Genomic DNA, 21759 nt, shown 5'->3' with positions numbered 1-21759 from the left:
AGGACCGTCAGCGGCGCTGCCGCCAGGCGTGGTCGACCGGCCCGATGCCGGAGCCGAGGGGGAAGCCGGCCCGGATGGCGCCGGTGACGTACTCCTTGGCGGCCGCGACCGCCCCGGGCACGTCCTGCCCCTTGGCGAGCTCCGCGGCGACGGCGCTCGCCAGGGTGCAGCCGGTGCCGTGGGTGTGCCGGTTGTCGTACCGCTCGGCGTGGAACCAGTGCTCCTGCGCCCCGTCGGAGAGCAGGTCGGAGGCGCGGCCGGGCAGGTGCCCGCCCTTGACGAGGACCCAGCGCGGCCCGAGCGCCAGCACCGCCTCCGCGGCCTTGCGCATGCCGGACTCGTCCTCCACGCGGACGCCGGTGAGCTGGGCGACCTCGTGCAGGTTCGGGGTGGCGACGGTGGCGAGGGGCAGCAGCCGCTCCCGCACGGTGGCGACCGCGTCGGCGGCGAGGAGGGCGTCGCCGTGCTTGGAGACGCCCACCGGGTCCACCACGACCGGCACGTCGAGGCCGGCGAGCAGGTCGGAGACGGTCCCGGCGAGGACGGCGGAGGCCAGCATGCCGGTCTTCACCGCCTGGAGGCCGATGTCGTCGACGACACTGCGGAACTGCGCCCGCACGGCCTCGGCGGGCAGCTCCCAGTAGCCCTGCACGCCCAGGGAGTTCTGGGCGGTGACCGCGGTGACCACGCTCATGCCGTGCACGCCGAGCGCCAGCATCGTCTTGAGGTCGGCCTGGATCCCGGCGCCGCCGCCGGAGTCGGAGCCGGCGACGGTCAGCACCCTCGGCGGCGCCGGGGCGGCGGCGCCGGGGGCGGGGTGTGCACTGTCTGCCATGGCTCCAACCTACCGCCCGCCGCGGGGCGGGCGGGACGGGCAGGACGGGCAGGACGGGCAGGACGGGCGGGACGGGCGGGACGGGCGGGACGGGCGGGGCGAGCGGGGTGGGCGCCCCCGGTCCCGGCCGGGGTCACAGCACCGCCTCGGCCTCCAGGATCCGGTACAGCGGCACCGTGTTGGACTCGGCGATGGCGTCGGCGAGCGGCGCGAGCTCGACCTGGGTGCCGCGCAGCGCGGTGAACCAGCCGAAGGCGCCCTTGTGGACGGCCTCCACCGCGTGCCAGCCGAAGCGGGTGGCGAGCACCCGGTCCCGGGCGGTGGGCGTGCCGCCGCGCTGGGTGTGGCCGAGGATCACCGGCTTGGCCTCCTTGCCCACCCAGTGCTCCAGCTCCACGGCCAGGCGGGCGCCGATCCCGCCGTGGCGGCGGTGGCCGAACTGGTCGACGGTGCCCGGGTCGAGGCGCAGCGTGCCGGGTGCGGGCCGGGCCCCCTCGGCGACCACCACGATCGCGAACTTCTTGCGGCGGGCGAACCGCTCCTCGACCATCACGCAGACCGCCTCGATGTCGAACGGCTTCTCCGGGATGAGGATGGCGTGCGCGCCGCCCGCCATCCCCGCCTCCAGGGCGATCCACCCGGCGTCCCGGCCCATCACCTCCACCACCATGACCCGCTGGTGGGACTCGGCGGTGGTCTTCAGCCGGTCGACGGCCTCGGTGGCGACGGACACCGCGGTGTCGAAGCCGAAGGAGACGTCGGTGGCGCTGACGTCGTTGTCGATGGTCTTGGGTACCCCCACCACCGGCAGGCCCGCGTCGCAGAACATCCGGGCGGCGGTGAAGGTGCCGTCGCCGCCGATGGCGATGAGGGCGTCGATGCCGAGCCCGGCGGCCAGCGCCGGCGCCTCGGCGACGGCCTGGCGGATGCGGTGGTGCTCCACCCGGGAGGAGCCGAGGACGGTGCCGCCGAGGGTGAGGAGCCCGGTGACGTCGTCGTGGCCGATCGGCCTGGCCCGCTGCTCGATCAGCCCCAGGTAGCCGTCCTCGATGCCGACGACCTCGTCGCCGTGGACGTCGACGGCGCGGTGCACCACGGAGCGGATCACCGCGTTGAGGCCGGGGCAGTCGCCACCGCTGGTCATGACACCGATGCGCATACGTCGCCAGAGCTCCCGCTCTCCGTCCGGGAATGCCCGTTTTCGGACATACCGCCCCAGAGATACCCGAAACAGACGACCGAGCGGGGTCGGACGCGCCGACGGGGGCTGCGGGACGTGCGGGACGGCGGGTCCGGGTCCGGACCCGCCGGTCCCGAGGCGCCGGGCAGCCAGGGCGGCCGAGGCAGCTCAGGCAGCCAAGGCGGCCCGGGCGGCTCAGGCGGCTCAGGCGGAGAAGTGGTCCCAGCCTCCGGCCCGGTCCCAGGGCGCACCGTCGACGGTGACCGCACCGGTCCGGCCGGGCCGGGCCGCGGACACCGCGCCCACCACCCGCCAGCGGGCGGGCAGCGGCGTGTCCGGCGGGAAGGTCGCCACGATGGCGTGGTCCTCGCCGCCCGAGAGCACCCAGACCAGCGGGTCCACCCCCACCGCCTGCCCGATGTCGGCCATCTGCGCCGGCACGTCCAGGTCGGCGGCGTGCAGGTCGATGTCGACGCCGCTCGCCTCGGCCACGTGGCCGAGGTCGGCGACCAGGCCGTCGCTGACGTCGATCATGGCGGTGGCGCCGAGCTGGGCCGCGGCCGGGCCGGCGTGGTAGGGCGGCTCCGGGCGCCGGTGGGCCTCCACGAAGGCGCGCGGCGAGCGGAAGCCGCGGGAGAGCACCGTGTAGCCGGCCGCCGACCAGCCCAGCCAGCCGGTGACCGCGACCACGTCGCCGGGCCGGGCGCCGGAGCGGGTGACGGGGGCGCGGCCCTGCAGGTCGCCCAGGGCGGTGATGGCGAGCATGACGGTGTCGCCGCGCACCACGTCCCCGCCGACCACCGCGGCCCCCGCCACCCGGCACTCGTCGCGCAGCCCGTCCATCAGCTCGGTGGCCCAGGTGGCGGGCAGGTCGGCGGGCACGACCAGGCCGAGCAGCAGGGCGGTGGGCACCGCGCCCATGGCCGCCACGTCGGCGAGGTTCTGGGCGGCGGACTTGCGGCCCACGTCGTACGCGGTGGACCAGTCGCGGCGGAAGTGGCGCCCCTCCAGGAGGACGTCGGTGGTGGCGACCACGCGGCCGTCGGGCGCCCGCACCACGGCGGCGTCGTCGCCCGGCCCGAGGTCGACGGCCCGGTTGCGGGGCAGCCGGGCGGTCAGCTCCCGGATGAGCCCGAACTCGCCGAGTTCGCCCACGGTGCCCTGCATGTGCCGTCCTTCCCTGGACCCCGGACGCGTGCGCCGGATCGTGTGCCCGGCCGTGTGCCGGACCGGGCGGGGGCCGTCCGCGGTGCGGACCGCCCGTGCGCCGGGCGGACCCGTGCGGCACGGGCTCCCAGCGCGAGCGTAGTCCCGCACGGTCGCGCAGGTCTCCCCGCGGGGGCGCGCCGCACGGTAGCGTGACATCGGACGACGAGACGATCTCCACACCGAGCCGCCGGGAGGTCCCCCCGTGGTGCAGGCATACATCCTGATCCAGACCGAGGTCGGCAAGGCCTCCGCCGTGGCAGGGACCATCTCGGACATCACCGGGGTGATCCAGGCCGAGGACGTCACCGGCCCCTACGACGTGATCGTACGGGCCGAGGCCGAGACCGTGGACGAGCTGGGCCGCCTGGTGGTGGCCAGCATCCAGCAGGTCGAGGGGATCACCCGGACCCTGACCTGCCCGGTGGTCCACCTGTAGACCCCTCCTATGATCGGTCGGTGACCGTTCCGACCCCGCTCCGGCGGCTGCTCCCGGCCTCGGCCGCACCCCGCCGCATGCTGCTGCTGACGGCGGTGCTCTGCGCGCTGCTGGCGGCCGGCCTGCTGTGGTGGAGGGGCGGCGCGGACCGGGTCGAACCGCCGCGGCCCGACGCCGGGGGCGCGGCCCTGTGCCGCGCCCTGGACCGCGCGCTCCCCCGCGACCTGCAGGGCCGGGCGCGCCGCGACCCGGCGCCCGCATCCCCGTACACCGCGGCCTGGGCGAGCAGTCCCCGCGCCGTGCTGGAGTGCGGGGTGCCGGTGCCGCCGCGGCTGGAGCGGCCGCGGCCGTCGGACGAGGCCGCCGAGGTCAACGGGGTCGACTGGCTGGTCGAGGAGCTGGGCGGCGGCGACTACCGCTTCACCACGATCGAGCGGCGGACCACCGTGCAGGTGACCGTCCGCGCCGGGGCGTACCCGAACGCGACGGACGTGCTGCCGCCGCTCTCCGACGCCGTGGCGCGGACCGTGCCCTCGCGCTTCACGCCGTAGGGCGCCCCGCACCGCACCATGCCGCGCCGCCATGCCGTGCCCTGCCGCGCCGCCCTGCCGCGCCGTGCTGCACCGCAGGGGCGCACGCAACCGGGGCCCGGCGCGCGCCGTGCGGCGCGGGCCGGGCCCCGGGGGTCCGCAGGGGGCCGGTTCAGCGCAGTCCGGTGGAACGGCGCAGCGCGGCCCGGAGCAGGCGGTCGATCAGCTCGGGGTAGGGCACGCCGGTGGCCTCCCACATCTTCGGGTAGGCCGAGATGGGGGTGAAGCCCGGCATGGTGTTGATCTCGTTGACCACCCACCGGCCGTCGTCCAGCAGGAAGAAGTCGACCCGGGCGAGGCCCTCGCAGCCGAGCGCCTCGAAGGCGCGCACCGCCAGCTCGCGGATCTCCGCGGTCTCGGCCTCGGCGAGCCGCGCCGGGATCTCCACCTCGGAGGAGTCGATGTACTTGGCCTCGAAGTCGTAGAACTCGAAGTCGCCGCCGACCTTGATCTCGGAGGGCACGCTGGCCCGCGGGCCGTCCTCGAACTCCAGCACGCCGCACTCGATCTCGCGGCCGACCAGCCCCTCCTCCACGATGACCTTGGGGTCGTGGCGGCGGGCCTCCTCGATCGCCCCGTCCAGGTCGGCGGGGTCCTTGACCCGGGTGATGCCGATGCTGGAGCCGGCCCGGCAGGGCTTGACGAAGACGGGGAACCGCAGCTCCGCCACGCGGGCGCGGGCGGCGGCCCGGCCCTCCTCGGTCTCCCAGTCGCGGGGTCGGACCACCGTGTACGGGCCGATGCCGAGGCCGAAGGAGGCCAGCACCCGCTTCGTGTACTCCTTGTCCATGCCGACCGCGCTGGCCAGCACGCCGGAGCCGACGTAGGGCACGCCGGAGAGCTCCAGCAGGCCCTGGAGCGTGCCGTCCTCGCCCCACGGGCCGTGCAGCAGCGGCAGCACGACGTCGACCTCGCCGAGCGCCTTGGGCGCGGCGCCGGGCTCGTTCCAGACCACCTCGCGGGAGGCCGGGCTGACGGGCAGCGCGACCTGGCCCTCCGCCGACTCGGCCACGTCCTCCACGCTGGGCAGGCGGCCGGCGGTGATGGCCATCCGGGACGACTCGTCGCCGGTCAGCGCCCAGCGTCCGTCGTGGGTGATGCCGATGGGCAGCACGTCGTAGACCGTCCGGTCGATGGCGCGGAGGACGCTGCCGGCGGTCGACACCGAGACGGCGTGCTCGGAGCTGCGGCCGCCGAAGACGAGGGCGACCCGGGGCTTGCGCCCGGCGGCGCGGCCCTCCGGGTCCGCGGGGGCCGGGTGGTTCGAGGAAGGCGGTTCGATGCTCATATCGGGGCCGACACTACCGTGCGCCCCTGCGGCTGTCGTGCGGGCGTACGGCCGGACGCGCCGCGGCCGCCGTCCGGGCGGGGCGCGCCCGGCGGACGGCTGCGGACGACCGCGGACGGCGGCGGGTGCGGCGGCGCCGGGGTGCGTCAGTGGCGCTCCGGCTTGGCCGAGCGCGCCATCAGCTCCTTGAGCACCAGACGGGTGGGCTTGCCGTTGTGCACGACGTCCACCACGGCCTCGGTGATCGGCATCTCGACGCCGGCGCGGCGCGCCAGGTCGAGGACCGACTCGCAGGACTTGACCCCCTCGGCCGTCTGGCGGGTGGCGGCCACGGCCTCCTCCAGCGTCATGCCGCGGCCCAGGTTGGTGCCGAAGGTGTTGTTGCGGGAGAGCGGCGAGGAGCAGGTGGCGACCAGGTCGCCCATGCCGGCGAGTCCGGCGAAGGTGTAGGGGTCCGCGCCCATGGCCAGGCCGAGGCGGGTGGTCTCGGCGAGGCCGCGGGTGATGAGCGAGCCCTTGGCGTTGTCGCCCAGGCCCATGCCGTCGGCCATGCCGACGGCGAGGGCGATGACGTTCTTGACCGCGCCGCCCAGCTCGCAGCCGACGACGTCGGTGTTGGTGTAGGGGCGGAAGTAGCCGGTGTGGCAGGCCGCCTGGAGGCGCCGGGCCACCTCCTCGTCGGCGCAGGCGACCACGCTGGCGGCGGGCTGCCGGCCGGCGATCTCGCGGGCGAGGTTGGGACCGCTCACCACCGCGATGCGCTCCGGCCCGGCGCCCGTGACCTCGGCGACGACCTCGCTCATCCGCTTGGCGGTGCCGAGCTCCACGCCCTTCATCAGGCTCACCAGCACGGTGTCGGGCTCCAGCAGCGGCGCCCAGGCCGCGAGGTTGCCGCGCAGCGTCTGCGAGGGCACGGCCAGCACCGTGAAGGCGGCGCCGGCGGCGGCCTCCGCCGGGTCGGCGGTGGCGGTGATCCCCGGCGGCAGCTCGATCCCGGGCATGTAGTCGGGGTTGACCCGGTCGCGGTTGACGGCATCGGCCAGCTCCGGGCGGCGGCCCCACAGGGACACCTCGCAGCCGGCGTCGGCGAGCACCATGGCGAAGGCGGTGCCCCAGGAGCCGTTGCCGTAGACGGCGCAGCGGATCACTTGGCGGCCCCCTCGGGGGCGGCGCTCCCGGGGGCGGGGCCCTCCGGAGCGGCGCCCTCCTCGGCGACGTCGGCCTGGGGCGCCGCGGCGCGGCCGCCCTGGGCCGCACGCTCGGCCCGGCGCTGCCGCGCGCTGCGCCGCAGGTCGAACCGCTCGGCGGGCGCCTTCTCCCCCCGGATCCCCTCCAGCAGGGCGGTGATCGCCGCCATGATGTCCTCGGTGGCGTCCCGCAGCACCTCCGCCGTGAGGTCCTCGCCCGCGTACCGCGAGAGGTCCACCGGCGGACCGGCCACCACCGTCGTGCGGTGCCGGGGGAACGGCCGGAACCGGCGGGCGCCGCGGCCGCCCTCGGCGTACGGCGGGACGATCTCCTGCGCGCCCCACTGGGCCACCGGGATCACGGGGGCGCCGGTCATCAGCGCGATGCGGGCGGCGCCGCTCTTGCCGGTCATCGGCCACATGCCGGGGTCGCGGGTGAGGGTGCCCTCGGGGTAGACGGCCACGCACTCGCCGCGCTCGACGGCGTCCACCGCGGCCCGGAAGGCGTGCGCCGCGTCCGCGGACTCGCGGAAGACCGGGATCTGGCCGGTGTTGCGCAGCATCATGCCGACGAAGGGGATGGCGAAGAGCCCGGACTTGGCCAGGAAGCGCGGCGGGCGGCCGCTGTCGTACTGGAAGTGGGCGTAGCTCAGCGGGTCGAAGTAGGAGATGTGGTTGACGGCGGTGATGAAGCCGCCCTCGGCGGGAAGGTTCTCCCAGCCCCGCCACTCGTGCTTCGTGAGGAGGAAGAGCACCGGCTTCACGAGCGCAGCCGTCGAGCGGTACCAGAAGCCGTACCGGGCTTTAGAGCGGCGGGCCACCCCGAGTCCTCCTCTGCCTGCGCGGCCCCCTGCGGGCCGCTGTTCGCTGTGCCGTTCCCCCGATCTGCCCGGCCGGGGGCCGGGAGGAAACCTCCACCGGCCCCGTGGTGGCGGCCGGACAAGTGTGTCCCGCCTCCCCGCCGCTGTCGAGGAACAGCAGTCCGCGACCGCTCGCACGTGACGAAACGCACGTCCGGCGGCTCCTCCGGCGGAGCGGGCGGGCCCGTGGCGGTACCAGAATGGCGCCGATGAACCAGGACACCGTACGCCCCTCCCCCGAGCCCGGCTGCGTTCCCCCCGCCGGTTGGTCCCTGGTGCTGCCGCTGAAGCCGCTGGCCGTCGCCAAGAGCAGGCTCGGCGCCAGCGCCGGGGCGCTGCGGGCCGACCTCGCGCTGGCCTTCGCGCTGGACACGGCCGCGGCGGCGCTCGCCTGCCCGGCGGTGGCGCGGGTCCTGGTGGTGACCGACGACCCGCTGGCCGCGGCGGAGCTGGCCGCGGCGGGGACGCTGGTGGTGCCGGACGAACCGGCGCTCGGGCTCAACGCGGCCCTGGCGCACGGTGCGCGGCGGGCCCGGCTGCAGGCGCCGGACGGTCCGGTGGCGGCCCTGTCGGCCGACCTGCCCGCGCTGCGGCCGGGCGAGCTGGCGCGGGTGCTGTGCCGGGTGCCGTGCGGGGGGCGGGCGTTCCTGCCGGACACCCCGGGCATCGGCACGACACTGCTGGCGGCCGCTCCCGGGGTGGAGCTCGCGCCGGCCTTCGGGGGCGCCTCGCGGGAGCGGCACCGGGCGTCAGGCGCGCGGGAACTGCTGCCGTCGGACGTGGACTCGGTGCGGCGCGACGTGGACACCGGGGCGGACCTGGCGGAGGCGCTGGTCCTGGGCGTGGGCCCGCGCACGGCGGAGGTGGCGGGGGTGCTGGCCGCGCGGGGCGGGCGCGCGGGGTAGCGCGGCGCGCGGGGTGGCGCCGGGACGCGGCGGCGGGGCCGGGCACCGCGGCGGCAGGGGTGTCCGGGGCGGCAGGGGTGTCCGGGGCGGCGACTACGCTGATGCCATGCAGGCCACGGCTTTCACCTTCTCCTCCGACACGCGCTCCGGCTCGGTGCTGCTCGACGACGGGACGCCGGTCCCGTTCGACGCGGCGGCCTTCGACGCCGGGGGCCTGCGGCTGCTGCGGCCCGGCCAGCGGGTGCGGATCCGCACCGAGGGCGAGGGTGCGGAGCGGCGCGTGGTCTTCGTCACCCTGCAGACCTTCCCGGACCCGGGGGCCTGATCCGGCCGGGCCGCCGGACGGCCCGGCGGCGCCCCGGCGGCGACCCCGCGGGGACGGCCGGGAGGGCGCGCGGACAGGCGGTGCGGCCGGCGCGGGGCGGGCGTCACGGGCCCGCGGCGCCCCGGGGGCAGGACGCCGCGGAGGGCGGCGGAGCCGCAGGGTCCCGCGCCTGCGGCCCGTGCACGCGCCGGCGGCTCAGCCGGCCGGCGCCACGACCGTGCGGGTGACCGCCCGGCGGGAGTCGGTCTTGCGGGCACCCGGCGCGGTCTTCTTGCCGGCGGGCTTCTTCGCCGCCGCCTTCTTGCCGGTGGACTTCTTGGCCGCGGTCTTCTTCGCGGCGGCCTTCGGCGTCGTCGTCTTCGCCGTCGCCGTCTTCGCCGCGGTCGTCTTCGCCGCGGTCGTCTTGGCGGCCGTCGTCCTCGGCGCCGCGGTCTTCGCAGGGGCCGTCTTCTTCGCCGCCGCGGTCGTGGTCTTCTTCGCGGGGGCGGCCTTCTTCGCCGCGGTCACCGTCCTCTTCGCCGCGGCGGTGGTCTTCGCCGCCGCCTTCTTCGCGGGCTTCGCCGCGGCCTCGGCGGCGCCGGCGGTGCGCTTGGCGGCGGCGCGCTTCACGGCGGCGGCGGTGCCGGTCTTGCCCGGCGTGAGGGAGCCCTTGGGCGCCTTCTTCACCGACGGGCCCTCCTTGGGCAGCTTCTTGCTGCCGCTGACCAGGTCCTTGAAGCCCTGGCCGGGGCGGAACCGGGGGACGGAGGTCTTCTTGACCCGGACCTTCTCCCCGGTCTGCGGGTTGCGGGCGAACCGCGCGGAGCGGTCCACCTTCTCGAACGTGCCGAAGCCGGTGACCGAGACCCGGTCCCCGGCGACGACGGCGCGGACGACGGTGTCGAGCACAGCATCCACTGCCTCGGCGGCGGCCCTCCGGCCGCCGAGCTGCTCGGCCACCGCTTCGACAAGCTGTGCTTTGTTCACGTCTTCCCCTTCGGAGACCGGCCCGCCGGTGAATCCACCAGCACAATTCGCACGTTAAGTATCTATATACGTTCTTGCAATAACCAAACGGACGAATCACCCTGGTGCCGCAACGGACTTGCCGCTCAGCCACCCGGCGGCGGGGGCGTCCTCCCGGCCTCCAGGTCGGCGACGATGCGCCCCAACCTCCTTGCCGCGGCGGGGAGATCGCGCTTCGCGGACTCGGTGACGGCCAGCAGCCGCCGCACCAGCACGACCCTGGCCTCGTCGGACACGTTCAGCGCACGCACCCGGGCATGGGCGACCCTCAACCGCTCGGCCACCAGGGCGTAGAGGGCGGTCTCGCGGGGGTCGTCCTCGCCGGGGCCGCCGTCCCCGCCGCGGCCGTACGGGGTTTCACGGCGCCGTTCCATGGCTCGATTGTGCCCCCGACGCCCCACGGCCCGCCCTCCGCGGATGCGGGAGGGCGGGCCGTGGGGCGTGGGGCGTGCGGTGCCGGACCGGGCGCCGGCGCGGTCAGGCGACCGGCAGGGTGCGGGGCTTGAAGGAGGGGCGGCCGGCCTCGAAGTCGGTGATGCCGTCCTCGTGCCGCAGCGTGAGGCTGATGTCGTCCAGGCCGTTGAGCAGTCGCCAGCGGGCGTTCTCGTCCAGCTCGAAGGGGGCCGTGATCCCCTCCGCACGGACCTCGCGCGCCTCCAGGTCGACGGTGACCTCGGCCGCCGGGTCGGCCTCGGTCAGCTCCCAGAGCCGCTCCACGGTCTCCTGCGGCAGGATCACCGTCAGCAGGCCGTTCTTCAGCGAGTTGCCGCGGAAGATGTCGGCGAACCGGGACGAGACCACGGCCCTGAATCCGTAGTTCTGCAGCGCCCAGACGGCGTGCTCGCGGGAGGAGCCGGTGCCGAACTCGGGACCGGCCACCAGGACGCTCGCGCCCTGCCGCTCGGGGCGGTTGAGGACGAACTCCGGGTCCTTGCGCCAGGCCTCGAAGAGGCCGTCCTCGAAGCCGGTGCGGGTGACCTTCTTCAGCCAGTGCGCCGGGATGATCTGGTCGGTGTCGACGTTGCTGCGGCGCAGCGGGACGGCCCGGCCGGTGTGGGCGGTGAACTTCTCCATCGGTCTCAGGCCTCCACGGAGATGCGGTCGGTGAGGTCCGCGGGCGCGGCGAGGCGGCCCAGGACGGCGGTGGCGGCGGCGACCTGGGGGGAGACCAGGTGGGTGCGGCCGCCCTTGCCCTGCCGGCCCTCGAAGTTGCGGTTGGAGGTGGAGGCGCAGCGCTCCCCCGGTGCCAGCTGGTCGGGGTTCATGCCCAGGCACATCGAGCACCCGGCGTGCCGCCACTCGGCGCCGGCGGCGGTGAAGACCTCGTCCAGGCCCTCCTCCACCGCCTGCAGGGCGACGCGCACCGAGCCGGGGACGACGAGCATGCGCAGGCCGTCGGCGATCCGGCGGCCGCGCAGGATGTCCGCGGCGGCGCGCAGGTCCTCGATGCGGCCGTTGGTGCAGGAGCCGACGAAGACCGCGTCCACGGGGACCTCGCGCAGCGGGGTGCCGGGGGTGAGGCCCATGTACGCGAGGGCGTTCTCGGCGGCGGTGCGCTCGGACGGGTCGGCGAAGGAGGCCGGGTCCGGGACGCTCGCGCCCAGCGGGGCGCCCTGGCCGGGGTTGGTGCCCCAGGTGACGAACGGCGTCAGCTCGGCCGCGTCGATGTAGACCTCGTGGTCGAAGACGGCGTCGTCGTCGGTGGCGAGGGTGCGCCAGTACGCGACGGCGGCGTCCCAGTCCTCGCCCTGCGGGGCGTGCGGGCGGCCCTGCAGGTACGCGAAGGTGGTGTCGTCGGGCGCGATCATGCCGGCGCGGGCGCCCGCCTCGATCGACATGTTGCAGACGGTCATCCGCGCCTCCATGGAGAGCGAGCGGACCGCCGAGCCGCGGTACTCGATGACGTAGCCCTGGCCGCCGCCGGTGCCGATGCGGGCGATGACCGCCAGGATGAGGTCCTTGGCGGTGACGCCCTCGGGCAGCTCGCCCTCGACGGTGACCGCCATGGTGCGGAAGGGCGCCAGCGGCAGCGTCTGGGTGGCCAGCACGTGCTCGACCTGGCTGGTGCCGATGCCGAACGCCAGCGCGCCGAAGGCGCCGTGGGTGGAGGTGTGGCTGTCGCCGCAGACCACCGTCATGCCCGGCTGGGTCAGGCCCAGCTGCGGACCCACCACGTGGACGACGCCCTGCTCGACGTCGCCGAGCGAGTGGATGCGGACGCCGAACTCCTCGGCGTTGCGGCGCAGCGTCTCCAGCTGGGTGCGGGAGACCGGGTCCGCGATGGGCTTGTCGATGTCGAGGGTGGGCGTGTTGTGGTCCTCGGTGGCGATGGTGAGGTCGGTCCGCCGGACCTTCCGCCCCGCCAGCCGGAGGCCGTCGAACGCCTGGGGGCTGGTCACCTCGTGGAGCAGGTGCAGGTCGATGTAGAGGAGGTCGGGCTCGCCCTCGGCGCGCCGGACGACGTGGTCGTCCCAGACCTTCTCCGCGAGTGTCCGTCCCATCGCTTTCCCTCCGACCGGCCGCTCTGCCGGCCTGTTCGTGTGGTGGAGCCGCCTCCGCGGTACGCGTCCGGGGAGCGGCGCCCGTGCGGGGCAGCGCCCGTCCGGGGACCGCCCCGGTCCGCGGGGCCGCCCGGCGCTCGGGGCGGCCCGGGTGGCGGGCGCCTCCGGGGCTGCTCCTCCCAGGGTGACGGAGATCCCGGAAGATTGAACTTGCGTCTCGCGATCTGAGACTGCAATATCAGCGCATGGACAACTCTAGCGGCGTCGGCGTTCTCGACAAGGCGGCTCTGGTGCTGAGCGCTCTGGAGTCGGGCCCCGCCACCCTGGCCGGACTCGTCGCCGCCACCGGACTCGCACGACCCACCGCCCACCGCCTGGCGGTCGCGCTCGAGCACCACCGCCTGGTCACCCGCGACATGCAGGGACGTTTCATCCTCGGCCCGCGGCTCGCCGAACTGGCCGCCGCGGCCGGCGAGGACCGGCTGCTCGCCACGGCCGGGCCGGTCCTCACCCACCTGCGCGACGTGACCGGCGAGAGCGCCCAGCTCTACCGGCGCCAGGGCGACATGCGCATCTGCGTGGCCGCCGCCGAGCGGCTCTCCGGACTGCGGGACACCGTCCCGGTGGGCAGCACCCTGCCGATGAAGGCCGGCTCCGCCGCCCAGGTGCTCCTCGCCTGGGAGGAGCCCGAGCGGCTGCACCGCGGCCTGCAGGGCGCCCGCTTCACCGCCACGGCGCTCTCCGGGGTCCGGCGGCGCGGCTGGGCCCAGTCCATCGGCGAGCGCGAGCCGGGCGTGGCGTCGGTCTCCGCGCCGGTGCGCGGCCCGTCCAACCGGGTCGTGGCCGCCGTCTCCGTCTCCGGCCCGATCGAGCGGCTGACCCGCCACCCCGGCCGGCTGCACGCCCAGGCCATCATCGAGGCCGCCGGCCGCCTCACCGACGCGCTGCGCCGCGGCTGACGCCGCAGGCCACGGCCCCGAGTCCGCCCCCGGCGGGCCCGGGGCCGCGCCGCGTCCGCGGACCGGCGCCCCTCGACGCCCGGGCCCCGACCCCGGCCCGGGAGGGCGCGGCACGGGAAACGGTCCGGGGAAAAGCGAAGGCCCCCGGCTGCTGCCGGGGGCCACACGCATGTCCAGCGATTCTCTCGCTGGGGTACCAGGACTCGAACCTAGACTAACGGAGCCAGAATCCGTCGGGCTGCCAATTACCCCATACCCCATCAGTACCCCCGACCGGATTCGAACCGGCGCTACCGCCTTGAGAGGGCGGCGTGCTAGGCCGCTACACAACGGGGGCCTGCCCGGCTGGTACCCCCGACCGGATTCGAACCGGCGCTACTGCCTTGAGAGGGCAGCGTGCTAGGCCGCTACACAACGGGGGCGGGAGCCAGGCATCCCGCTCCGGAGGACCGGAATGGGACTGTGGAACCCTTCTCGACCGATGGACGAGGAGGGAGTACCCCCGACCGGATTCGAACCGGCGCTACTGCCTTGAGAGGGCAGCGTGCTAGGCCGCTACACAACGGGGGCTCTCTTGAGGTGGAGTCCCGCGGCCGCACCCCCCGGAACCGGAGGGTGGTGGCCAGCGGATCTCACGCTGGGGTACCAGGACTCGAACCTAGACTAACGGAGCCAGAATCCGTCGGGCTGCCAATTACCCCATACCCCATTGCTCGGCCCCTGCGGGGCTCTGCTTGGCTTGCGTCTCCCGACCGTTCCCTCGGTTTCCCTCAGGCCCGTCCCGGGCGGCGCAGGAAGAACATTACCCGATGCCCGGCGCGGCTCCCAAATCCGTTCCCGTCACCCCGTGACGCGCCGCGGCAGCCCGGGCAGGTCGGCGAGGGTGCGGACGCGGTGGACGCCGGGCGGCGGGTCGCCGCCGGTACCCGCGCGGTCCCGCCGGACGCCGTGCCGTCCGGCGTCGCGGGCGCCCAGCGCGTCGAGGTCCAGCCGGTCGCCGACGTACGCCACCCGCTGCGGCGGCAGGCCCAGCGCGTCGCAGGCGGCGCGGAAGGCCCGCGGGTCGGGCCTGGCGGTGCCCAGCCGGTCGGAGCAGGGCAGGCAGGAGAAGCGGTCGCGCATGCCCGGCCGGACCGGCTTGCGCTCCTGACGGGCCAGGGAGGCGTTGGAGAGCACGCCGTGCCGGTACCCGCCGAGGGCGTCCAGCGCGGGCAGCGCGTCGGGGAAGGCCGCCCAAAACTCCTCGCAGCAGCGCACGCAGCCGGCGGACCGGGCGTCCGCGCGGTCGCGTCGGGCAGGTCCGGATCGCCCGGGAAGCGGTGGGCGCGCTCGCGGCGCTGCTCGTGGAAGGTGAGCACGCCCGCGGTGAAGCGGGCGTGCACCTCCTCCGCCAGGGCGTGCCGGAGGCCGGGGGCCCGCCCGCCGACGGGCGGGTCCCCGGCCTCCAGGTGGCGCAGGATGCCGGCGCGCTCGGCGCCGGAGTGGTCGAAGAGCGTGTCGTCGACGTCCCGGAGGACACCCGCGAGGGTCATGCGGCGGACGCCGCCGCGCCGGGCGCGGCCACCGGCACCCGGCGGCGCCGGGCCGCGCCCCGCGGTGCTCAGGCGGCGGGAACGGCCTCCAGGGCGGCGCGCAGGCGGCGCAGCGTCTCCTCCCGGCCCAGCAGCTCCATCGACTCGAAGAGCGGCGGGGAGACCCGGCGCCCGGTGACGGCCACCCGCAGCGGGGTGAAGGCGAACTTGGGCTTGATGCCCAGCCCCTCCACCAGCGCCTCGCGCAGCACGGCCTGGATCGGCTCGGGCGTGAAGTCCGCCAGCCCCTCCAGCGCCTTGACGCTGGCCTCCAGCACCGGGCGGGCGTCGGCGGTGAGCACCTTCTCCGCGTCGGCCGGGTCGAGGGCGAAGCCGGCCGGGTCGACGAAGAGGAAGCCCAGCATGCCGACGACCTCGCCGAGCACCGTCATGCGCTCCTGGGTGAGCGGCGCGGCGCGGCCGAGCAGCTCCAGCTGCTCCGCGGTGGGCTCGGCGGGGAGCAGCCCGGCGGCCTGCAGGTACGGCACCAGGCGGCGGACGAACTCGTCGGCCGGCAGCTGCCGCAGGTGGTGGGCGTTGATCGCCTCGGCCTTCTTGAGGTCGAAGCGGGCCGGGTTGGCGTTGACCCGGTCGATGTCGAAGGCGGCGACCATCTCCTCGACGGAGAACAGGTCGCGGTCCTCGGAGAGCGACCAGCCGAGCAGCGCCAGGTAGTTGAGCAGGCCCTCGGGGAGGAAGCCGCGCTCGCGGTAGAGGTTGAGCGAGGCCTGCGGGTCGCGCTTGGAGAGCTTCTTGTTGCCCTCGCCCATCACGTACGGCAGGTGGCCGAAGAGCGGGGCCTCGCCGGTGCCGACGCCGATCTCACCGAGGGCGGCGTAGAGGGCGATCTGGCGGGGGGTGGAGGAGAGCAGGTCCTCGCCGCGCAGCACGTGGGTGATGCCCATGAGGGCGTCGTCCACCGGGTTGACCAGGGTGTAGAGCGGGGCGCCGTTGGCCCGCACGATGCCGTAGTCGGGCACGTGCTCGGGCTCGAAGGTGAGCTCGCCGCGGACCAGGTCCGGGAAGGTGATCGTGGTGTCCGGCATCCGGAAGCGGACGATCGGCTCGCGGCCCTCGGCGCGGTGGGCGGCCTGCTGCTCGGCGGTGAGGTCGCGGCAGTGGCCGTCGTAGCCGGAGGGGCGGCCGGCGGCGCGGGCGGCGTCGCGGCGGGCGTCCAGCTCCTCGGTGGTGCAGAAGCAGTGGTAGGCGCGGCCGGCCTCCAGCAGGCGGCGGGCGACGTCGGCGTAGACGTCCATCCGCTGCGACTGCCGGTACGGCGCGTGCGGGCCGCCGACCTCGGGGCCCTCGTCCCAGTCGAAGCCGAGCCAGCGCATGGCCTCGAGGAGCTGCCCGTACGACTCCTCGGAGTCGCGCGCCGCGTCGGTGTCCTCGATCCGGAAGACCAGGGTGCCGCCGTGGTGCCGGGCGAAGGCCCAGTTGAACAGGGCCGTGCGGACCAGGCCGACGTGCGGGTTGCCGGTCGGGGAGGGACAGAAGCGGACCCGGACTGCCGGATCGGGATTAGCCACGCTTGATCACCCTGTTGGTGAGAGTGCCGATGCCTTCGATGGAGACGGCGACCTCGTCGCCGACGTGGAGCGGTCCCACGCCGGCCGGGGTGCCGGTGAGGACGACGTCGCCGGGGAGCAGCGTCATCGCCTCGGAGATGTGGACGATCAGGTCGGTGACGGAGCGCACCATCTGGGAGGTGCGCCCGGCCTGCCGGAGTTCGCCGTTGACGGTGCAGGTGACGGCCAGGTCGGCCGGGTCGAGGTCGGTCTCGATCCACGGGCCGAGCGGGCAGGAGGTGTCGAAGCCCTTGGCGCGGGCCCACTGGCCCTCGCGCTGCTGGACGTCGCGGGCGGTGACGTCGTTGGCGCAGGTGTAGCCGAGGATCACCTCGGGGACCCGCGCGGCGGGCACCTCGCGGCACATCCGGCCGATGACCACGGCCAGCTCGGCCTCGTACTGGACGTCGGAGGAGAACGGCGGGTAGGCGATGGCCTCGGTGGGTCCGACGACCGCCGTGTTGGGCTTGAAGAAGGTGAGCGGGACCTCGGGCACCTCGTTGCCCATCTCGGCGGCGTGGGCGGCGTAGTTGCGCCCGACGGCGACGATCTTGCTGGGCAGCATCGGGGTGAGGAGGCGGACGTCGGCGAGGCGGTGCGTCTCGCCGGTCGGCTGCGGGGCCCCGAACGGGTGGCCGGCGAGGGCGTGGACGACGAGCGACTCCGGCCGCTCGGCGTCGCCCTCGACCACGCCGAAGGAGACGTTCCCGTCGATGGAGAATCGGGCGATGCGCACGGGTGTCCGGACTCCTCGGGTCGGCGGCTGAACGCCCTCAGGTTATCGCGGCGCCAGGACGGCGGGCGCGGGCAGTGGGGCGGGCGGGGGGCCGGGCGGGGCCGGGGCCGTCGGGCCGGGACGGGAGCCGCGAGGGGGGCCGAGGGGGGCGCGGGCAGGTGCCGGAGGGCGGACGGGCGGAGCAGCGGGCGCGGGGCGCCGGGCCCGTGCCCGCCGGGGCCGGACGCACGCGGGGCGCCGGACCGCCCGTCGGCGGTTCCGGCGCCCCGCGGGGGCGGCCCCCTCAGGCGGCGCCGCCGGGCACCTCCATCAGGACGGTGCGGCGGGGGTTGGCGGTGCTCTCCGGCAGCGGCCGCGGCTCGCGCCCGCCCGCGGCCTGGGCCGGCAGCACCTCGAAGCCCTCGGCGGAGGCGAGGGTGGTCCGGCGCGGGTTGGCCGTCGGGCGGAAGCTCATCGTGGTCTTCGTGGGCACGCGTGACACCTACTTGTCATGGATCCGGCAGTGATGATCTGGTGTCAGGGCCCGCCGAACGGGGGAGTACTCCGGGAGGCGTCCACTGCAACCGGAGCCGCATCCGCCCCGCAGGTCCCTGCACCGAGCAAGACTAGGGATCCACTCCCACAGCGACCGTGAGCGAATCTACACGGCGCGGTGTGATTTCGGTAACAATTGCATCACGCAGAGCGACATTACGGACATTTAATCACTGCCCGATTTTCCGGCATTGGCGACAGTTCGGACATTAAGCCCGAGCCATGTCACGCAGGTCGCATAGGCTTCGCCTGCCGCCTGTCCGAAAGATGCGGTATTCCAGCAGCCGGGGCGCACACTCGGTGAGGAGGGGAGCGCAAAGCGTAGTCGCGTCGAACACGCAGCGTCGCCCCTTGTTGGAGATCCCCCGCTGTGCTGGAATTCCACGGACCGCCGGAGGACCGCCCTCCGGAGCGCTGAGCAGCGCAGGGGCCGAAACGGCGGCCCCGGGCAGGCCCGGACGATCCGGGATTGCGGATTCGAACTCGACACCGTCCCCTCGCGGCAACGCGGGGGACGCCTGGTCCAGAGGTTGCGACGCTAGTGCAGGGACGTTTCAAGAGGGGTGGCGGCGCCGCGGGTGACCCGGAGGAGCGCGAGCCCGCCGCAGCCCCCCAGCAGGCAGGCCCGAAGGCCGCCCCGGGAGCACCGGACGCCCGCGGGGGCGACGCCGGCGCCACTGCCGACGAGGTCGCCGGCGACCAGAGCCGCAGGGCCCGGACACGGGCGCGCCTGGACCGCGCGAACGCCCGGCGCAAGGCCACCGGCCTGCGCCGCTTCGCGCTGCGCAACTGGCGCATCCGCACCAGGCTCATCGCGCTGCTGGCGCTCCCCGTCATCGCGGCCCTGGTGCTGGGCGGCCTGCGGATCCAGTCGTCGCTGCAGAACGGGCGCGACCTGGACCAGATGACCAACCTGAGCAGCCTGGCCAGCAAGGCCACCGCGGTGGCCGACGCCCTCCAGACGGAGCGCGACACGAGCGCCGGCCCCTTCATCCGCCGGAAGCTCACCGACGACGACGTGGTGAACGCCCGTCGGGAGACCGACGCCCTGTACCGCTCGTACATGGGTGCGGCCGCGAACTTCGAGAGGCTGGACCTGCCCGGCACCAACGCGCTGCTGACGCAGATCCAGTCCGGCGCCAACGCGCTGACCACGATCCGCAACACCGCCTATCAGCACCCGGACAACCTGCAGTCCACGATCACCGGGTACGACTCCCTGATCAAGAGCCTGATCGCCATCAGCCAGGACATGGCCCTGAGCTCCAGCAACCGGGAGCTCATCGAGAGCACCCGTTCGCTGCAGCAGTTCTCCCTCGCCAAGGAGAACGTGTCCATGCAGCGGGCCCTGATCAGCGCGGGCTTCGCCCACCTGCCCAAGCCCGCCCTGAGCGCGAGCGACGAGACCTTCGGCGCCAAGCTGCGGACCGACGTCACCAGCTCGCTCAACACCTTCCAGGCGATCTACGGCGCCTCCAAGGCCCAGGCGGTGCTCGCGCCGCTGTCGCTGAACGCGGAGATCAAGCGCTCCAACCGGCTGTCGGACCAGATCCTGCAGACCAACGGCATCCAGCAGGTGCCGGCGATGACGTACCTGGAGTGGTACAACACCGCCAGCTCCAAGATGAGCGCGATGCACAACATCGAGACGCGGCTGCTGGAGGAGATGCAGGGCCAGGCCGCCGACCTGCGCTCGCAGGCGCAGACCGAGGCCATCGTCAACGGTGTGCTGATCGCCCTGGTCCTCCTCGTCGCCGTCGCCGGCGCCGCCCTGGTGGCCCGCTCCATGGTCCGCTCGCTGACCCTCCTGCAGGAGTCCGCCGAGGACGTCGCCGAGCGCCGTCTGCCCGAGCTGGTCAAGACCCTCTCCGAGGCCGACCCCCAGGACGTCGACGTCACCGTCGAGAAGGTGGGCATCGACTCCACCGACGAGATCGGCCACGTGGCGCACGCCTTCGACATGGTGCACAGCGAGGCCGTCCGCCTCGCGGCCGAGCAGGCGCTGCTGCGCGGCAACATCAACGCGATGTTCACCAACCTCTCGCGCCGCAGCCAGGGCCTGATCCAGCGCCAGCTGTCGCTGATCTCCGAGCTGGAGAGCCGCGAGGCCGACCCGGACCAGCTGGCCAGCCTCTTCAAGCTGGACCACCTGGCGACCCGCATGCGCCGCAACGGCGAGAACCTCCTCGTCCTCGCGGGCGAGGACCCCGGCCGCCGCTGGACCCGCCCGGTCCCGCTCGTCGACGTGCTGCGCGCCGCGGCCTCCGAGGTGGAGCAGTACGAGCGCATCGAGCTGGCCTCGGTGCCGTCCGCGGACGTCGCCGGCCGGGTGGTCAACGACCTCGTCCACCTGCTCGCCGAGCTGCTGGAGAACGCGACCTCCTTCTCCAGCCCGCAGACCCGGGTGCGGGTCACCGGCCACGCCCTGCCGGACGGCCGGGTGCTCGTCGAGATCCACGACACCGGTATCGGCCTGTCCCCCGACGACCTCACCGACATCAACGAGCGGCTCGCCAGCCCGCCGACGGTGGACGTCTCCGTCTCCCGCCGCATGGGCCTCTTCGTGGTCGGCCGCCTGTCCCTGCGGCACGGCATCCGGATCCAGCTGCGCCCCAGCGACTCCGGCGGCACCACCGCCCTCGTCATGCTCCCGGTGGACGTCACCAACGCCTCGGACCGCCGCGGCGGCCGCGGCGGCGCGGCCGGCAAGCAGCAGCGGAGCGCGGGCCCCACCCCGCGCCAGCGCGCGGTGCCCGGCGCGGACGCCCCCGCGGGCGCCCTGGGCCGGGGCTCCCGGCCGCAGATCGGCTCCGGCGGCCGTCCGCAGGGCGGTCCCCAGGCGCCGGGCGGCCACGACCAGGCCGGCCGCCAGCAGAACGGCCAGCAGCAGAACGGGCTGCCGGGCCGCGGTGCCCAGGCGCCGCTGCCGCCCGCCGGTCCGCAGCGCGGCGGCCGTCCGCAGGGTCCCGCCCAGCACGGCCCCCAGGGCCCGGACCGGCGCCCGCAGCAGCCGGCGGCGGGGGCGGAGTTCCCGCAGGCCGACGGCGGCTGGCCGGCGGAGCGCACCCAGCACACCGCCCCGGGCCCCGACCCGCGGGACGGCCGGTTCGCCCAGGACGGCCCCCGCGGACCGCAGCAGCGGCCCGTCCACGGCCAGGACACCGGACAGCAGCCGCGCGGCGGCCGGCAGCAGGCCGTCCCGGCGGAGTCCCTGGAGACCACCGCCCAGTTCGCCCGGCCCCGCTTCGAGGCCGAGATCGACCCGCGGGACCCGCTGGGCCTCGGCCCGGTCCCGCCGGCCCCCCAGCCGCCCGCGCCGCAGCCGCCGGCGCCGGCCCCCCACCAGGGCGGCCCGCGGCCGTCCGTCCCGGCCGCGCCCCAGCAGCCGATGGCGCTGCCCCCGGGCGGCGACACCGACCCGCTGACCGCGCCGCTCGGCCCGGACACGACGGGCCGGTCGGCCGGGGGCTCCGGATCGCCGATCTTCGAGGCGATGGAGTCCAACTGGTTCCGCACCGGCGCCGCGGACCGCATGCGCGCGGTCCCCGTCGACGGCGGCGCCCCGGCGGCCGCACCCGCGCCGCAGCAGGACCAGGAGCCGCGGCGGGCCCGGCCCCGCCAGGCGCCCACCGCCCCGCGCCAGCGGACGGCCGACACCCCGCGGCCGGCCGCGGACCGCCCCGCGCAGCAGGCGCCCCAGCGCCCCGCGCCGGACGGTGCCGCCGAGGCCCCGTGGCGGACCTCGGCCAACGACGAGCGCTGGCGGCGCGCCGAGCAGGTGCGCGAGCCGGCGTCGGACGGGATCACCCCGTCCGGCCTGCCCCGCCGGGTCCCCCGCGCCAACCTCGTGGCGGGCACCGCGGAGCAGGCACCGCTGGGAGGCCCCCAGGTCTCCCGCGCCCCCGAGGAGGTGCGGGGCCGGCTCACCAACCTGCGCCGCGGCATCCAGCAGGGCCGCCGTGCCGGCGCAGCGGAGCCCCACCAGGGCAGGCAGACCGGGTACCCGAACAGCGGGTCCGGAGTATTCGGCAGCGGCGCCTACGGGCCCGACCACCAGGAGCGTTGAGACA

At 75.3% G+C, this 21759-nt stretch carries 20 protein-coding genes and 5 tRNA genes; 6 read left to right on the top strand and 19 right to left on the bottom strand.

Features of this window, described 5'->3' with window-relative positions:
* Positions 1–7: 7 nt before the first annotated feature.
* The 3 genes from thiD to ACFY07_RS20660 all read right to left on the bottom strand — a co-directional run bounded on the left by thiD (position 8) and on the right by ACFY07_RS20660 (position 3182).
* Positions 8–835, bottom strand: coding sequence for a bifunctional hydroxymethylpyrimidine kinase/phosphomethylpyrimidine kinase (thiD, locus tag ACFY07_RS20670; protein WP_390870415.1), 828 nt, complete (start codon positions 833–835; stop codon positions 8–10).
* Between the two features lie 133 nt (positions 836–968).
* On the bottom strand, positions 969–1994 hold the full coding sequence (locus ACFY07_RS20665; protein ID WP_230655001.1) for an ATP-dependent 6-phosphofructokinase: 1026 nt from the start codon (positions 1992–1994) through the stop codon (positions 969–971).
* Positions 1995–2219: 225 nt separating this feature from the next.
* Positions 2220–3182 carry a thiamine-phosphate kinase gene (locus tag ACFY07_RS20660; RefSeq protein WP_390870413.1) on the bottom strand — a complete coding sequence of 321 codons (963 nt, stop codon included), beginning with the start codon at positions 3180–3182 and terminating at the stop codon, positions 2220–2222.
* A gap of 244 nt (positions 3183–3426) precedes the next feature.
* On the opposite strand from ACFY07_RS20660, the gene ACFY07_RS20655 reads away from it, so the two are divergent.
* A complete protein-coding gene (locus ACFY07_RS20655; RefSeq protein ID WP_230654999.1) occupies positions 3427–3660 on the top strand; it encodes an Lrp/AsnC ligand binding domain-containing protein in 234 nt (77 codons plus the stop codon).
* A gap of 20 nt (positions 3661–3680) precedes the next feature.
* Positions 3681–4211, top strand: coding sequence for a DUF3515 domain-containing protein (locus ACFY07_RS20650; protein ID WP_390870411.1), 531 nt, complete (start codon positions 3681–3683; stop codon positions 4209–4211).
* Positions 4212–4362: 151 nt separating this feature from the next.
* Here ACFY07_RS20650 and ACFY07_RS20645 read toward each other — a convergent pair whose 3' ends face one another.
* From ACFY07_RS20645 to ACFY07_RS20635, 3 genes are all read right to left on the bottom strand, one after another.
* Entirely contained in the window at positions 4363–5538 is a 1176-nt protein-coding gene (locus ACFY07_RS20645; protein ID WP_390870409.1) for a D-alanine--D-alanine ligase family protein, read from the bottom strand.
* A 146-nt stretch (positions 5539–5684) separates the two neighbouring features.
* On the bottom strand, positions 5685–6686 hold the full coding sequence (locus ACFY07_RS20640) for an NAD(P)H-dependent glycerol-3-phosphate dehydrogenase (RefSeq protein WP_390870407.1): 1002 nt from the start codon (positions 6684–6686) through the stop codon (positions 5685–5687).
* Positions 6683–7546, bottom strand: a complete 864-nt coding sequence (locus ACFY07_RS20635) for a lysophospholipid acyltransferase family protein (RefSeq protein WP_390870405.1) — start codon at positions 7544–7546, stop codon at positions 6683–6685. Before ACFY07_RS20635 ends, ACFY07_RS20640 begins: the two co-directional genes overlap by 4 nt.
* 248 nt (positions 7547–7794) lie before the next feature.
* On the opposite strand from ACFY07_RS20635, the gene cofC reads away from it, so the two are divergent.
* A complete protein-coding gene (gene cofC / locus ACFY07_RS20630) occupies positions 7795–8490 on the top strand; it encodes a 2-phospho-L-lactate guanylyltransferase (RefSeq protein ID WP_390870403.1) in 696 nt (231 codons plus the stop codon).
* Positions 8491–8596: 106 nt separating this feature from the next.
* Entirely contained in the window at positions 8597–8815 is a 219-nt protein-coding gene (locus ACFY07_RS20625) for a hypothetical protein (protein WP_230654989.1), read from the top strand.
* 195 nt (positions 8816–9010) lie between these two features.
* Here the strand turns inward: ACFY07_RS20625 and ACFY07_RS20620 are convergent, their stop codons facing one another.
* The 4 genes from ACFY07_RS20620 to leuC all read right to left on the bottom strand — a co-directional run bounded on the left by ACFY07_RS20620 (position 9011) and on the right by leuC (position 12321).
* The gene (locus ACFY07_RS20620) at positions 9011–9781 is read right to left on the bottom strand and encodes an HU family DNA-binding protein (RefSeq protein WP_230654987.1); all 771 of its coding nucleotides are present in this window, start codon (positions 9779–9781) and stop codon (positions 9011–9013) included.
* Between the two features lie 125 nt (positions 9782–9906).
* Positions 9907–10194, bottom strand: coding sequence for a hypothetical protein (locus ACFY07_RS20615; RefSeq protein WP_390870401.1), 288 nt, complete (start codon positions 10192–10194; stop codon positions 9907–9909).
* A 103-nt stretch (positions 10195–10297) separates the two neighbouring features.
* A complete protein-coding gene (gene leuD, locus ACFY07_RS20610; protein ID WP_230654983.1) occupies positions 10298–10894 on the bottom strand; it encodes a 3-isopropylmalate dehydratase small subunit in 597 nt (198 codons plus the stop codon).
* Between the two features lie 5 nt (positions 10895–10899).
* A complete protein-coding gene (gene leuC, locus ACFY07_RS20605) occupies positions 10900–12321 on the bottom strand; it encodes a 3-isopropylmalate dehydratase large subunit (RefSeq protein WP_390870399.1) in 1422 nt (473 codons plus the stop codon).
* 245 nt (positions 12322–12566) lie between these two features.
* Here leuC and ndgR point away from each other — a divergent pair, with 245 nt between their 5' ends.
* A complete protein-coding gene (gene ndgR, locus ACFY07_RS20600) occupies positions 12567–13280 on the top strand; it encodes an IclR family transcriptional regulator NdgR (protein ID WP_230654978.1) in 714 nt (237 codons plus the stop codon).
* 188 nt (positions 13281–13468) lie between these two features.
* Here ndgR and ACFY07_RS20595 read toward each other — a convergent pair.
* The 9 genes from ACFY07_RS20595 to ACFY07_RS20555 all read right to left on the bottom strand — a co-directional run bounded on the left by ACFY07_RS20595 (position 13469) and on the right by ACFY07_RS20555 (position 17627).
* Positions 13469–13540: transfer RNA gene (locus ACFY07_RS20595), tRNA-Gln, on the bottom strand.
* Between the two features lie 4 nt (positions 13541–13544).
* Positions 13545–13617 (bottom strand) — tRNA-Glu (locus tag ACFY07_RS20590).
* A gap of 9 nt (positions 13618–13626) precedes the next feature.
* Positions 13627–13702, bottom strand: a tRNA-Glu gene (locus tag ACFY07_RS20585).
* Between the two features lie 75 nt (positions 13703–13777).
* Positions 13778–13850: transfer RNA gene (locus ACFY07_RS20580), tRNA-Glu, on the bottom strand.
* A 67-nt stretch (positions 13851–13917) separates the two neighbouring features.
* Positions 13918–13989, bottom strand: a tRNA-Gln gene (locus ACFY07_RS20575).
* 131 nt (positions 13990–14120) lie between these two features.
* On the bottom strand, positions 14121–14537 hold the full coding sequence (locus tag ACFY07_RS20570) for an HAD family hydrolase (RefSeq protein ID WP_390870397.1): 417 nt from the start codon (positions 14535–14537) through the stop codon (positions 14121–14123).
* Between the two features lie 343 nt (positions 14538–14880).
* The gene (gltX, locus tag ACFY07_RS20565) at positions 14881–16380 is read right to left on the bottom strand and encodes a glutamate--tRNA ligase (RefSeq protein ID WP_390870395.1); all 1500 of its coding nucleotides are present in this window, start codon (positions 16378–16380) and stop codon (positions 14881–14883) included.
* On the bottom strand, positions 16373–17155 hold the full coding sequence (locus tag ACFY07_RS20560) for a fumarylacetoacetate hydrolase family protein (protein ID WP_230654974.1): 783 nt from the start codon (positions 17153–17155) through the stop codon (positions 16373–16375). The genes gltX and ACFY07_RS20560 overlap by 8 nt, the downstream gene beginning before the upstream one ends.
* A 283-nt stretch (positions 17156–17438) precedes the next feature.
* Complete coding sequence (locus ACFY07_RS20555) at positions 17439–17627, bottom strand: hypothetical protein (protein WP_230745277.1); 189 nt, start codon at positions 17625–17627, stop codon at positions 17439–17441.
* A 603-nt stretch (positions 17628–18230) separates the two neighbouring features.
* Between ACFY07_RS20555 and ACFY07_RS20550 the strand changes: the two genes are divergently transcribed.
* Positions 18231–21755: a nitrate- and nitrite sensing domain-containing protein gene (locus tag ACFY07_RS20550; protein WP_390870393.1), complete on the top strand. Its 3525-nt coding sequence runs from the start codon at positions 18231–18233 to the stop codon at positions 21753–21755.
* Positions 21756–21759 lie beyond the last annotated feature (4 nt).

The sequence above is a fragment of the Streptomyces sp. NPDC001380 genome, from assembly GCF_042895785.1.
In the GTDB taxonomy this organism is placed as follows: Bacteria; Actinomycetota; Actinomycetes; order Streptomycetales; family Streptomycetaceae; genus Peterkaempfera.
The sequence above is the reverse complement of the archived record's forward strand: the minus strand, read 5'-3'. Positions and strand labels throughout refer to the sequence as shown.

What these genes read in the sequence shown, in the direction of transcription:
- leuD (WP_230654983.1), bottom strand. Translation starts at nt 10,894, where the DNA reads ATGGAGAAGTTCACCGCCCACACCGGCCGGGCCGTCCCGCTGCGCCGC.
- thiD (WP_390870415.1), bottom strand. Translation starts at nt 835, where the DNA reads ATGGCAGACAGTGCACACCCCGCCCCCGGCGCCGCCGCCCCGGCGCCG.
- ACFY07_RS20615 (WP_390870401.1), bottom strand. Translation starts at nt 10,194, where the DNA reads ATGGAACGGCGCCGTGAAACCCCGTACGGCCGCGGCGGGGACGGCGGC.
- ACFY07_RS20660 (WP_390870413.1), bottom strand. Translation starts at nt 3,182, where the DNA reads ATGCAGGGCACCGTGGGCGAACTCGGCGAGTTCGGGCTCATCCGGGAG.
- ACFY07_RS20645 (WP_390870409.1), bottom strand. Translation starts at nt 5,538, where the DNA reads ATGAGCATCGAACCGCCTTCCTCGAACCACCCGGCCCCCGCGGACCCG.
- ndgR (WP_230654978.1), top strand. Translation starts at nt 12,567, where the DNA reads ATGGACAACTCTAGCGGCGTCGGCGTTCTCGACAAGGCGGCTCTGGTG.
- ACFY07_RS20625 (WP_230654989.1), top strand. Translation starts at nt 8,597, where the DNA reads ATGCAGGCCACGGCTTTCACCTTCTCCTCCGACACGCGCTCCGGCTCG.
- leuC (WP_390870399.1), bottom strand. Translation starts at nt 12,321, where the DNA reads ATGGGACGGACACTCGCGGAGAAGGTCTGGGACGACCACGTCGTCCGG.
- cofC (WP_390870403.1), top strand. Translation starts at nt 7,795, where the DNA reads ATGAACCAGGACACCGTACGCCCCTCCCCCGAGCCCGGCTGCGTTCCC.
- ACFY07_RS20665 (WP_230655001.1), bottom strand. Translation starts at nt 1,994, where the DNA reads ATGCGCATCGGTGTCATGACCAGCGGTGGCGACTGCCCCGGCCTCAAC.